At 63.9% G+C, this 12,091-nt stretch carries 15 protein-coding genes; 8 read left to right on the top strand and 7 right to left on the bottom strand.

Annotated features, from left to right (window positions below; translation table 11 throughout):
* Positions 1-341 (bottom strand): ROK family protein (locus tag AC1DWA_RS31860; protein WP_477917507.1); only part of this gene is annotated, 341 nt, incomplete at its 3' end.
* A gap of 156 nt (positions 342-497) precedes the next feature.
* Here AC1DWA_RS31860 and AC1DWA_RS31855 point away from each other — a divergent pair.
* On the top strand, positions 498-1,376 hold the full coding sequence (locus AC1DWA_RS31855) for an inositol monophosphatase family protein (protein WP_021344118.1): 879 nt from the start codon (positions 498-500) through the stop codon (positions 1,374-1,376).
* Between the two features lie 16 nt (positions 1,377-1,392).
* Here AC1DWA_RS31855 and cei read toward each other — a convergent pair whose 3' ends face one another.
* Positions 1,393-2,076 carry an envelope integrity protein Cei gene (gene cei, locus AC1DWA_RS31850; protein ID WP_003942618.1) on the bottom strand — a complete coding sequence of 228 codons (684 nt, stop codon included), beginning with the start codon at positions 2,074-2,076 and terminating at the stop codon, positions 1,393-1,395.
* Between the two features lie 503 nt (positions 2,077-2,579).
* On the opposite strand from cei, the gene AC1DWA_RS31845 reads away from it, so the two are divergent.
* Positions 2,580-2,882, top strand: a complete 303-nt coding sequence (locus AC1DWA_RS31845) for a DUF4193 domain-containing protein (protein WP_003942593.1) — start codon at positions 2,580-2,582, stop codon at positions 2,880-2,882.
* Between the two features lie 80 nt (positions 2,883-2,962).
* On the opposite strand, the gene AC1DWA_RS31840 is transcribed toward AC1DWA_RS31845, so the two are convergent.
* Positions 2,963-3,460, bottom strand: a complete 498-nt coding sequence (locus AC1DWA_RS31840; protein ID WP_019748248.1) for a DUF3093 domain-containing protein — start codon at positions 3,458-3,460, stop codon at positions 2,963-2,965.
* A gap of 41 nt (positions 3,461-3,501) precedes the next feature.
* Here AC1DWA_RS31840 and dut point away from each other — a divergent pair, with 41 nt between their 5' ends.
* Positions 3,502-3,996 carry a dUTP diphosphatase gene (dut, locus tag AC1DWA_RS31835; RefSeq protein WP_477846767.1) on the top strand — a complete coding sequence of 165 codons (495 nt, stop codon included), beginning with the start codon at positions 3,502-3,504 and terminating at the stop codon, positions 3,994-3,996.
* A 3-nt stretch (positions 3,997-3,999) separates the two neighbouring features.
* Positions 4,000-4,839: a DUF3710 domain-containing protein gene (locus tag AC1DWA_RS31830; RefSeq protein ID WP_151532095.1), complete on the top strand. Its 840-nt coding sequence runs from the start codon at positions 4,000-4,002 to the stop codon at positions 4,837-4,839.
* An 11-nt stretch (positions 4,840-4,850) separates the two neighbouring features.
* Here the strand turns inward: AC1DWA_RS31830 and AC1DWA_RS31825 are convergent, their stop codons facing one another.
* Positions 4,851-5,576, bottom strand: coding sequence for an alpha/beta fold hydrolase (locus tag AC1DWA_RS31825; protein WP_378666418.1), 726 nt, complete (start codon positions 5,574-5,576; stop codon positions 4,851-4,853).
* 138 nt (positions 5,577-5,714) lie between these two features.
* On the opposite strand from AC1DWA_RS31825, the gene AC1DWA_RS31820 reads away from it, so the two are divergent.
* Positions 5,715-6,089 (top strand): OB-fold nucleic acid binding domain-containing protein, encoded by a 375-nt coding sequence (locus AC1DWA_RS31820; protein ID WP_003942613.1) that lies wholly within the window; start codon positions 5,715-5,717, stop codon positions 6,087-6,089.
* A 52-nt stretch (positions 6,090-6,141) separates the two neighbouring features.
* Complete coding sequence (locus AC1DWA_RS31815) at positions 6,142-6,855, top strand: DUF3159 domain-containing protein (protein ID WP_019748252.1); 714 nt, start codon at positions 6,142-6,144, stop codon at positions 6,853-6,855.
* On the opposite strand, the gene AC1DWA_RS31810 is transcribed toward AC1DWA_RS31815, so the two are convergent.
* From AC1DWA_RS31810 to AC1DWA_RS31800, 3 genes are all read right to left on the bottom strand, one after another.
* Positions 6,848-7,141 (bottom strand): GNAT family N-acetyltransferase, encoded by a 294-nt coding sequence (locus tag AC1DWA_RS31810; protein WP_019748253.1) that lies wholly within the window; start codon positions 7,139-7,141, stop codon positions 6,848-6,850. The genes AC1DWA_RS31815 and AC1DWA_RS31810 overlap by 8 nt on opposite strands.
* A gap of 33 nt (positions 7,142-7,174) precedes the next feature.
* Complete coding sequence (locus AC1DWA_RS31805) at positions 7,175-7,837, bottom strand: potassium channel family protein (protein ID WP_003942632.1); 663 nt, start codon at positions 7,835-7,837, stop codon at positions 7,175-7,177.
* Between the two features lie 86 nt (positions 7,838-7,923).
* Positions 7,924-8,589, bottom strand: a complete 666-nt coding sequence (locus AC1DWA_RS31800) for a potassium channel family protein (RefSeq protein ID WP_019748254.1) — start codon at positions 8,587-8,589, stop codon at positions 7,924-7,926.
* A gap of 171 nt (positions 8,590-8,760) precedes the next feature.
* On the opposite strand from AC1DWA_RS31800, the gene AC1DWA_RS31795 reads away from it, so the two are divergent.
* Positions 8,761-10,755 carry an APC family permease gene (locus tag AC1DWA_RS31795; protein WP_007732857.1) on the top strand — a complete coding sequence of 665 codons (1,995 nt, stop codon included), beginning with the start codon at positions 8,761-8,763 and terminating at the stop codon, positions 10,753-10,755.
* A gap of 48 nt (positions 10,756-10,803) precedes the next feature.
* Entirely contained in the window at positions 10,804-12,072 is a 1,269-nt protein-coding gene (locus AC1DWA_RS31790; RefSeq protein ID WP_141487339.1) for a class I SAM-dependent RNA methyltransferase, read from the top strand.
* Positions 12,073-12,091 lie beyond the last annotated feature (19 nt).

The raw sequence follows: 12,091 nt of genomic DNA, 5'->3' as shown, positions 1-12,091 counted from the left end.
ATTCCGGCGGCGTCGGCGTCGTTGAGGACGGTGACTTCGCGCCCGCCCAGGGCCTTGCCGAAGAGCGCGGCCGCGTCGGTGTCGATCCAGGACTTGTCGATGTTCGCGGCGCTGCGCGCGACGCCGCCGGTCACGACAGCGGGCAACGTGATGCCGACCGGCCCGGTCCACTTTGCCTGCTCGACGATCTCGGCCACAGTGCCCGCGATCGCATCGGGAGTGGACGGCTGCGGGGTCAGGATCTTGATGCGGTCACCGATCATTTCCCCGGTGCTCAGGTCGATCGTGCCGCCCTTGACGCCGCTGCCGCCGACGTCGATCCCGAAACCTGTGGTTGTCATCGTCCTGCGCTCCTGAGTGTCGAATTCGAGGTCACGATCTACCGTTGCAAACACTAACCCGAACAAGGACTCGGGCGCGTGCGACTCCAGGCGTTCGAGTGGTGCCCCTCGGTAGAGATGTGTTGCGATGGTCCGGTGCGCCCTTCAGAAAGAACGTTGCCCGACTTTTCCGCCGATTCTCTGGACCCCGCACAATTGCGGGCAGTTGCCGTAGCCGTCGCCGAACGCGCAGCCGAACACGTCCGCGTGCGTCGGCCCGAGGTATTCGGCCTGGTGGGTTCCGGTGCCTCCGAGGGTGGTTCGGTTGCTGCGAAGAGCACGCCGACCGATCCCGTCACGGTGGTCGATACCGAAACCGAACAGGTGATTCGCGACCTTCTGGCGCAATTGCGCCCTGCAGATTCGATCTTGGGTGAGGAAGGTGGCGGAGACACCGACGATTCCGCGGGAGTTCGATGGGTTGTCGATCCCATCGACGGGACGGTGAATTTTCTCTACGGAATCCCCGCGTTCGCCATTTCGGTGGCCGTACAGATCGACGGGATCTCAGTGGCCGGGGCTGTCGTCGACGTGTCGCTGGAAACAACGTATTCCGCGCACCGGGGCGGCGGCGCAACCATGGCCACGGCCGACGGCGTCGTCAGCGAACTGCACGCCAATGAGGTGACCGAACTGTCAATGGCTCTGTTGGCCACCGGTTTCGGCTACGGAGCGGATCGCCGAAAGGTGCAGGGCACCTTGATCGGGCAGATCCTGCCGCAGGTTCGCGACATCCGACGCATAGGTTCGGCTGCTTTGGATCTGTGCATGGTTGCCACCGGCCGGGTCGACGCTCACTTCGAGCACGGGCTGAGTCCGTGGGACTGGGCCGCGGGCTCCCTGATCGCTTCCGAAGCGGGCGCCGTGATCAACGTCCCGGCGCCCAATTCCACGTCGGCCGACGGCGATGTCGTCTATGCGGTGGCTCCGGCGATCGCCGAGCAGTTCGCGCACATGCTCAGTTCGATCGGCGCAGATCAGCCGATTCCGAGCTGAGGCCGAACCGGGTTTGTCAGCAGCGCGCCGTGCGCGCTGCTTTGAGCAGTGCGATGTCCATCGGAGCGACTTCGGCGTTTGCGGGCTGCTCGGCCAGAGCATGCAGGATCGCGGTGGCGTCGGTGTTGGGGGTCAGGGCGCCCTTGTTGTAGGTGCCGAGAGCCAGGTCGACGGTGTCGTCGCCGCGGCCGTCCTGGACCAGTTCGGCGCAGGGGGCGACCAGCCAGACGGAACTGGCGGCGGCGAGGCCGTTCGCTCCGAAGCGGATCTGACCCTGGCACTCCATGTTCTGGTCGACGTAGACGGGGTCGTTTCCGACCTGGACGTCCGGCGCGCTGGAGAAGCCGAACTCGCTCAGTTGCGCTGCCACCTGGGCGGCCTGACCGTGTTCGCCGTTGGCGTTGAACACACGAACCTTGGTGGCCGCCAGGGGAGCGGGATCCACGTCGAGCAGCTTCGAACGGTCGACGACGGTTCCCAGCGGTAGTGGCGCCGCTGCCGAGGGATCGGAGGAAGGCTGCGGGAGGTTGCAGGCGACGGTGTCACTGACTTCTGCCTCGGCGCTCAGGATGCGGACCCACAAGACACTGCCGATCAATGCGAGTACCGCGAACACGGCGATCACCGGCCACGCGCGCCGACGGCGGAACGGACGTCCCTGGTCATCGGTAGAGCTGCCTTCGGTGATCAGAGAAACCACGGTATCCCTCGACTTTCTTGACGAAACTTCTACTTCGCCATCGGGCCGAGCGGCGCCGGCATGACGTTCGGTGCCTACCTTAGAGCTCGACGCGTCGAGCCGCTGGCGATCGCCCAACGGTAGTTGGGCAACTAGCGGGCAGTTTCTACCCGGATCCGGTCTGAAAATGTCGCCGAAAGGTCACAGCTTGCTCTTGCCTTGGTGACAATTCGCAGTCATTTTTCGGAAATTTCCGATTCGGTTACTACTTTCGTGCTCACGTCGGCTACTGTCTGGCGGCCCAGGTCGTTCAACTGGGCATCGGCCGGACGCCGAAATGACAACCAAATGAGGCGCAGATCACGTTCCCGGAAGGAACTTCCGGGCACTAATTCCAGTCCTGCAGCGTTATGCAGCGACAGGGAATGATCTGGATGCCACGGCGGTTTCCATGCGCATCAAGGATCTACCGGATTCTCGGCGCACACGGGACCGGGATACACGAAGAGGATGGGGTAGACGAGATGGCAACTGACTACGACGCACCGAGGCGTACAGAGTCCGACGAGGTTTCGGAGGACTCTCTCGAGGAGCTGAAGGCGCGACGCAACGAAGCGCAGTCAGCCGTCGTCGACATCGACGAGACGGACACCGCGGAGTCCTTCGAGCTGCCGGGTGCCGACCTTTCCGGCGAGGAACTCTCGGTTCGAGTTGTTCCGAAGCAGGCAGACGAGTTCACGTGTTCGAGCTGCTTCCTGGTTCATCACCGCAGCCGCCTGGCCAGTGATGCCAACGGACAGCTCGTATGCATGGACTGCGCTGCCTGATCTCCCTTCCCGGTGGTCGACCCGTCAGCTCGCGGGTCGACCAAGGGTCGGGAAGTACTGCTTTGCTGTGACCGCGCTGGTCAGCGATCCAGCGCAGCCAGCAGATCAGCGGGACGACGTGTGCTCACCAGCCAGTACGGCGTGGGATCCTCCGGGTCGTCGAGCACGATCAACACCATTGTCTTGACCCATGGGCGATGTTGGACGAACGCCGACGGATCGAGTTGGCGCCCCATCGCCGCACTCTTTGCGGAAGCCGGCACTGCTGCCGCCCGCGAAATCAGTTCGACCGGCAGGTGGGCTCGACCCACGTGCAGTTCTTTCACCCCTGCTGTCTCCACCACCTCGACGCGCATCCGGCTGAGCCAGAATGCCGCCCAGATCGGGATGGGGAGCAGCACGACGTACGCCAGGTACGAGAGAAGCCCCGGGCGGCCCATGTGGACCTCGGCCGCGAGGAGTCCGGCTACGGCCAGCCCGGCGATCCACCACCAGATCGGCACCCACAGGCGCTCGGAGAACAGCGTCGTGGACGGGGGCGTTGTGGTGGCGACGTCAGGTCGAGATGTTTCGGGCACCTGTCAAGGATAGTCCGTCGCTACGAGTAGTCTTGGCCCACGTGAGCGACCATCTCTCCATCGCCTTGAAGCGACTGGATCCAGACCTGCCCGTTCCACAGCGTGCGCATCCCGGAGATGCGGGTGTGGATCTGTGCTCCACCAGCGATGTCACCATCGAACCCGGCCGCCGAACACTGGTGGGAACGGGGATCGCGATCGCTTTGCCGGTGGGCACCGTCGGGTTGATCCATCCGCGTTCCGGACTTGCCGCAAAATCGGGACTGTCGATCGTGAACGCGCCCGGAACCGTGGACGCGGGATACCGGGGCGAACTCAAGGTCTGCTTGATCAATCTCGATCCGGCCACAGCCATCGACATCCGCCGCGGTGACCGAATCGCTCAGCTCGTGGTTCAACGAGTCGAACTTCCGGTTTTCGAGGAAGTCGAGTCGCTGGACGACACGACCAGAGGAACCGGAGGCTACGGTTCCAGCGGCGGTCACGCGATACTCGATACCGATGCGCCTGGCGCGGTCGTCGGAGAGGGAGTCTGAATCATGTTCGGACGCAAGAAGAAGACAGACGTCGACGAGGAAACCACCAGCTTCTTCGGTGACGAGAACGACGAGTCGGTGGAGATCGACGAGGTCGAAGACGATCTCGACGTCGCCGGCGACGAGTTCGGTGACGAATCGGAAGGCCCTTACGACATCACGGAGATCGATTCCGACGATCCGACGGCAGGCCGTGACGGTCAGCGCCTGGATCTCGGTTCCGTTCTGGTGCCGATGCCGACCGGCGGACAGTTGCAGGTCGAGATGGCACCCAACGGTTCGCCGCAGGCCGTGCACCTGGTCACCGAACATGGCCGCATCACGGTTGCTGCATACGCCGCCCCGAAATCACCCGGTCAGTGGCGTGAGGTCGTTGCGGAGCTCGCGCAGTCGCTTCGCGACGACAATTCTGCGGTGAGCGTCGAGAACGGCCCTTGGGGCCGGGAACTGGCTGCCGTGACGGCCAACATGGACCTGCGGTTCATCGGCGCCGACGGTCCGCGGTGGATGGTCCGCTGCGTGGTTGCGGGTCCGAGCGGATCCACCGCCGCGAACACCCCTTTGGTGGCAATCGCACGCGACATCCTGCGCGACACCGTCGTCAACCGAGGATCAGAGCCGCATCCGGTGCGGACACCGCTGCCCGTCGTGCTCCCGCAGGTACTCGCCGAGCAGCTGGCGGCCGCACACGAGCAGCAGTTGGCAACAGCGCAGCAGCAACAAGTCGCCGCCCAGCAGCAACAGCAGTCAGCTCCGCCCGCTCCGCCGTCACCTCCAGCGCGACCGACCCCGCCGCCGCGTAGCGGCGAATCCGGTTCTGCCATGCAGCAATTGGGTCAGTAGCAGGTTTTCTTTCAGGCGCTCGCGGTGGTATCGGATTCGATCGCCGCGAGCGCTTTGATGCAGGTGGACCCGAGAACCGCGGGGTCGCGCCCGATCATGTCGAGCGTCGTCGTGGCGACTGCGCCGCGGGGGAGTGCATTCGCCCAGGCCTGCGCCACTGCCGCGGGATGAACCGGATCGTCCACCGCCGAAGCGATGCCGACCGGAATGCCCACCGCCTGTAGCGCGCTCTCGCTGAGCGAGTGGTACGACGCCGCCTCGTCGAGCGCGGCCGGGAGATCGGGCCATTGAGAGCGCCAGGAGCGCTCGAGTTCGGCTCCGAGCCACGCCGGACTCGACGCGAGCATCGCTGCGATCACCGCCTCCAATCCTTCGGAGCGCAGTTGTGCTGCGGTGAACCTCGCGCTCGCTGCAGCGGGTGCGTCGTCCGCCGACCCGATCCAGGCCGGAAGCGCTGCCAACACACTCACGGTTCGATCGGGGTTCTCGGCGGCCCACTGGAGCGCCACGGCGGCCCCGATCGAGACGCCTCCGACGATGATTCGGCCGTGCGTGTCCGCGGCTCGGTCCATCGCGTCCAGATAGCCGTCCACGACACGCCGAGGGTCCGGTTCAATTGCGACGATGCGCACACCCAGAGTCGCTAGCGGCGCCCGGAATGCGCGGTCTGCGAAGTGGGCGTCAGAGCCTGTACCTGGGAGAACGACGGCAACGGTCGCCGATTCTGAGTTCTGCATCTTTTGATCTTGCCCGGTGCCCCCGAGACGCGGACTGACCGGTGTGGTTACACGCTCGTAATGGGTCTACAGTGGCGATCACACAGCCCTTCACGTGACGCGAAACCCTTGCGTCACACATGTTCGCAGGAGCGCGCAATGGCACCCGCCGCCGCAGGATATTTTCGTCGACTGACCCAGCGTCTGACCGAGGACGTCGACCAGTTGGACGCCCAGGAGATGGCCGAGTCCAACAAGGCTTCCGGAGGTCAGAAGGCCTGCGATTGTCGTCGCGGTGAAGAAGTCACGATGGTGGGCCGACTCCGCAGCGTCGACGCGTGTCCCAAGTCGGGAAATGCCAGCATCGAGGCCGAGTTCTTCGACGGCACCGAGGTGATCAATCTCGTCTGGATCGGGCGTCGCCGGATCCCGGGAATCGAGACCGGTAAGACCCTGCTGATCCGCGGTCGTGTGGGCGAGCGTGACGGTCGCAAGGCGATCTTCAACCCTTACTACGAACTGCGCGGCGAATAGGCGCGTTTCCCGCATTTACCGTGCAACTCGGTGACTGTGGCACCCTCGACAGGTGACTGAAACACAACAGCGATCGGTAATCGACCAACTCGGCGGGCTGAGTGGTCTGATCTATTCGTCTTTGCCGATTCTGATTTTTGTCCCGGTCAACAGCATCTGGAACCTTACCGCGGCAATCTGGGCCGCATTGGGCGTCGCTGTCGCTATCGCGGCCTGGCGCCTTTTCCGCAAGGATTCCCTCCAACCCGCAATTTCCGGGTTTCTCGGAGTCGGAGTTTCCGCGTTCATCGCCTATCGCACCGGCGATGCCAAAGGATATTTCCTCTTCGGTATCTACACGAGCCTCGCCTACGGTGCGGTCTTCCTGATTTCCATCCTCGTGCGCTGGCCCCTCGTCGGAATCATCTGGGGTTATCTCAACGGGCACGGCAATCTGTGGCGCAAGCACAGCTCCGCCGTCCGGCTCTACGACATCGCGACGGCGGCGTGGGCGCTGGTCTTCGGTGCGCGGTATCTCGTTCAGTCACAGCTCTACGACACCGACCACACCGGATGGCTCGCAGTCGCGCGTATCGGCATGGGTTGGCCGTTGACCGGTTTGGTGCTGCTCGTGACGGTCTGGGCTGTGCGAAAGGCCGATCGCATCGTCGAGCCGGAACCGGTTGTGGAGCCCGAAAGCAGCGAGCCCACCGCAACGGACGCAGGGTCCGAAGAGGTGGGCTCGGTGAATCTGACGAAGCCGCGCGAAGACCGCGATCTCAGCTGATCAGGTCCTGGTACTCGGGGTGCTTGTCGAGAAACTTCACGACGTACGGGCAGACCGGGTGAACCTTGAGGCCACGGGCGCGTAGGTCGTCCAGAGCCTGGCGGACGAGAATCGCGGCCAGCCCGAAACCTTCGAAGGCCGGGTAGATCTCGGTGTGGTTGAACGAGACGACGTCACCGGACGTGGTGTAGTCCTCGATGCCGGCGAGGTCGCCGTCTGCATGGATCTCGTACCGGCTCTGGGCTGGATTGTCGGTGACTACGGTGTTTTCGGGTGCTTGTGCCATGTGATTCCCTTTCGTCGTCAGTGTGTTCGTCGGTCAATTCTCCAGGCGGAGTGCAACGCGCAACTGATCCTCGGCGTCGACGGCCGCGACGAACAGGAGTTCGTCTCCACCTTCGATGGGATCGTCCATCTGCGGGACGATCACACGCCCACCCCGCAGAATGGTGACCAGTGCGCAGTCCCGCGGAAGTTCGAGCTTCTTGACGGCTTTTCCGGCAAGAGGTGTGTTGTCGGGCAACGTGATCTCGACGAGATTGGCCTGCCCCTGCCGCAGTGTCATCAGTTTGACCAGGTCACCGACGGAGACGGCTTCTTCGACGAGCGAAGCGAGCATCCGCGGTGTCGAGACGGCGACGTCGACGCCCCACGACTCGTCGAAGAGCCATTCGTTGCGGGGATCATTGACGCGGGCGACAACTCGGCGAACGCCGAACTCGGTTTTCGCGAGCAGACTGAGGACCAGGTTGGCCTTGTCGTCTCCGGTTGCGGCGATCACGACCTCGTAGGACTCCATCGACGCGTCCTCGAGGCGGCTGAGTTCGCACGCGTCCGCGTGTACCCACTTCGCCTCGGGCACCGACTCCGGTTCGATGTGATCGAGTTTGCGCTCGATCAGCATGACGTCGTGTGAGCTTCGAATCAGCTCTCGCGCAATGGAGCGGCCTACGGCGCCGGCTCCGGCGATGGCGACCTTCATCGAGAACTTCCAATCACGTTGTAGTGCAACACAGTCGCAGGCTTGTTGTGAGGGGCGGCGTTCGGATCAGTCATCTGCGGCCTCCGTCAGTCGTCACTCGGCGGCGGGTTGCCGGCCAGTGCGATCGCTTCGGCGACAGTTCCCGATACCGCGGCGATGTAGACCTGGTCGTCGGCCTGGATGACGGTCTTGCGATCGGGGAGCACGCCGGTTCCGAATCGGATGATGAAGGCGACTCTCGAACTGGTCGCGCTCTCGAGTAGTGCGATCGGCTTGCCGGCCCAATCCTCGTGCAGGGCAAGTTCGGTAATCGCAACAGTGCCCGAAGGATCGCGCCACTTCGCGGTCTGACTTTCCTTGGTCAGCGTGTGCAGGAAGCGATCCGTCGACCACGGCACGGTCGCGACGGTGGGGATGCCGAGGCGCTCGTAAACAGCGGCACGCTTGGCGTCGTAAATACGCGCGACGACGCGTTCGACGCCGAAAGTCTCGCGTGCGACTCGCGCCGCGATGATGTTGGAGTTGTCTCCCGAGGACACCGCAGCGAAGGCGTCGGCCCGCTCGATGCCCGCCCGGACCAGCACGTCACGGTCGAACCCCATTCCCAGAACCTTGGTTCCCGGGAAGTCGAGATCGAGACGCAGAAACGCACTCTGATCGCGGTCGATGACGGCGACCTCATGTCCGATCCTGGTCAGAGACGCGGCGAGGGAAGAACCCACTCGACCGCACCCCATGATGACGACATACACGCCCTACTCCGTTCATGGACCCTCATGGCGCGATTGCACGCCGAATCGAACGGTACAGCCCCTCACGGGAAGAGCAAGTACAACGGTCGCCTGCGTGCCGGGTGTCACGACAAAAGGTGAAGTTGGGGCTCTGATGACTCCGAATCGGGCGAGACGGCTTACGCTTTGCACGTGTCTAAGCTCTCGACCGCTACCAAGCGGCTCCTGCTCGGTCGGCCGTTCCGAAGCGACAAACTCGGGCACACGCTGCTACCCAAGCGAATTGCACTACCGGTCTTCGCGTCCGACGCGATGTCGTCCGTCGCGTATGCCCCCGAAGAAATCTTCCTGGTTCTCTCCGTCGCGGGTATTTCCGCGTATGCGTACACACCCTGGATCGGATTGTCCGTCGCCATCGTCATGGCTGTGGTGGTGGCGAGTTACCGCCAGAACGTCCATGCATACCCGTCCGGTGGCGGCGACTACGAGGTCGCGACGGTCAACCTCGGCCCGACCGCCGGTCTGACCGTCGGTAGTGCGCTGATGGTCGACTACGTGCTGACGGTCGCCGTGTCGATCTCGTCGGCGGCGTCGAACATCGGCTCGGCTCTGCCGTTCGTCGCGCAGCACAAGGTGTTGTTCGCGGTTGCGGCGATCGTGTTGCTGACCGCGGTCAACCTTCGCGGTATCCGTGAATCCGGTACCGCGTTCGCAATTCCGACCTACGCATTCATCGTCGGCATGTTCCTGATGCTCGGGTGGGGATTCTTCCGGATCTACGTTCTTGGTGAAGACGTGCACGCGGAATCGTCGTCGTTCACACTCAACGCCGAGGATTCGCATCTGTACGGAATTGCCTTCGCGTTCCTGATCGCGCGTGCCTTCTCCTCGGGCTGTGCTGCATTGACCGGCGTCGAGGCCATCAGTAACGGCGTACCGGCGTTCCAGAAGCCGAAATCGCGCAACGCGGCCACGACCTTGCTGCTGCTCGGGTCGATCGCCATCGTCCTGTTGATGGGCATCATCATCCTGGCTCAGAAGATCGGCATCGTCTACGCACACAATCCGCAGGAACAGCTGGTCGGTGCGCCGGAGGGTTACCACCAGAAGACCTTGATCGCGCAGATCGCCGAAGCCGTGTTCAGTGGTTTCCCGATCGGATTCTTCTTCATGGCGATCGTCACGGCACTGATCTTGGTTCTGGCCGCGAACACCGCGTTCAACGGATTCCCGGTACTCGGATCGATCCTGGCGCAGGACCGGTACCTACCGCGTCAGCTGCACACGCGCGGCGACCGACTGGCATTCAGCAACGGAATCCTCTTCCTCTCCGGTGCTGCGATCGCATTCGTCGTGGTGTTCGGCGCCGAGGTCACCAAGCTCATCCAGCTGTACATCGTCGGCGTCTTCGTCTCGTTCGTGCTCAGCCAGACGGGCATGATCAAGCACTGGACTCGGCATCTGAAGTCCGAGACCGACAAGGCACAGCGGGCCCGGATGCAGCGCTCGCGAGTGATCAATTCGATCGGTCTCGCAATGACCGCCACCGTCCTGATCATCGTTCTGATCACCAAGTTCGCTGCCGGCGCCTGGATCGCCATCGTCGCGATGGTCGCGATCTTCATCGTGATGAAGATGATCCGCAAGCACTACGACAGCGTCGCAGCCGAGCTCGAGGAGCAGGAGTGGGACGGCGTACTTCCCAGCCGCACGCACTCGATCGTGCTCGTCTCGAAGTTGCACATGCCGACGATGCGAGCTCTCGCCTACGCGCGAGCCACGCGACCGGACACCCTCGAAGCCATCACGGTCAACGTCGACGAGCCCGACACCCGTGCACTCGTGCGTGAGTGGGAGAAGAGCGACGTGACGGTTCCGCTCAAGGTGATCGAGTCGCCGTACCGCGAAATCACCAAGCCGGTTCTCGATTACGTCAAGCGTGTACGACGCGATGCTCCGCGTGATGTCGTCACCGTCTTCATTCCCGAGTACGTCGTCGGACACTGGTGGGAGCAGATCCTGCACAATCAGAGCGCGCTTCGTCTGAAGAGTCGTCTGCTCTTCCAGCCCGGCGTGATGGTGACCAGCGTTCCGTGGCAGCTGAGTTCGTCGGCAAAGGCAAAGCCGCTGGACATCGAGAAGACCGCAGGCGCCACGCGTCGCGGTTACGACACCGGCGAGAAATGATCACCGGCGAAAAATGATCGGCAACATCGAAATGGCAGGCGTAGTTCGTTGAGTGAGAATTGGACCGGGCAGACCTTCGAGGTCGATCTGGGCAACCCCGGTCACGGCGGGTTCGTCGTCGCCCGGCACGAGGGACGGGTCGTGTTCGTCCGTCACGGTTTGCCGGGGGAGCGGGCGCTGGTCCGGGTGACGGAGGACAAGGGCGGATCGTTCTGCCGCGCCGACGCGATCACAGTTCTCGACGCATCTCCGCATCGCATCGATCCGACATGCCCGATCTCCGGCCCGGGCGGGGCGGGCTGCTGCGACTACTCGCATGCGGATCTGAGTGTCCAACGTGAGATGAAGACCTCGGTCGTGCGTGAGCAGCTTCTGCGACTCGCTCGTGTCGAATCGGACGTCGCGGTGGAGGAACTACCTGGAACCGGAGACGGGACAGGGTGGCGCACGCGAGTCCGGTTGGCGGTGGACGGGCACGGGGTCGCGGGATACCACGCGTACCGGAGCAACCGGATCGTCACGGACCTGCGCTGCACCCAGATCGATCAGAGCGCGTACGACGGTCTCGGCGGTGCGCAATGGGCGCCAGGGAGCGAGCTGCAGGTCGTTCTCGACGCTGCCGGTCAGCGGCACGTCGTGGAAGTTGCCGCACCCGCGGTGTCCAAGACGGGACGGCGGACGCCGGGGCGTCGCGGCGCGATGGCACGCCGAGCGGCGAGCGGCGGCCCGCGAAAGACCCGAGTGGCCATCGGATCGGACACAGTGATCGAGCGCGTCGGCAATCGAGAATGGGAGCTGGCCGCGACCGGTTTCTGGCAGGCCCATCGCGGCGCTGCGAACGCGTACTCACAGGTGGTCGGGGAGTGGGCCGACGCCGCTACCGCGGACACGGCGTGGGATCTCTACGGCGGAGTCGGGGTTTTCGCATCCGTGCTCGCCGACCTTGTCGGGCCGTCCGGCGTGGTGGAGTCAGTCGAATCTTCGGCGCGCGCAGTCGCGGACGGGCGGGCAGCTCTGTCCGATCTCGGTCACGTGCGCTTCCACAGCGCCCGCGTCGAGAACGTCATCGCGGAGCTGGAGCGTTCGCCTGCCGTCGTCGTGCTAGACCCGCCACGTGCGGGAGCCGGCCGTCCGGTCGTGGAAGCTCTCGCCGCAACGGGCGCTGAACGGATCGTGCACATCGGGTGCGACCCGGCGTCGTTCGGCCGCGATATCGGTCTCTACCTGGAGCAGGGCTTCAGAATCGGCGGCCTCCGGGCGTTCGACGCCTTCCCTCAGACACACCACATGGAGTGCATCGCGCTCCTAGAACGCTGACGCGTCCCGAAATCTTTCC

The sequence above is a fragment of the Rhodococcus sp. P4_F3_2 genome (assembly GCF_056401335.1).
The sequence above is the reverse complement of the archived record's forward strand: the minus strand, read 5'-3'. Positions and strand labels throughout refer to the sequence as shown.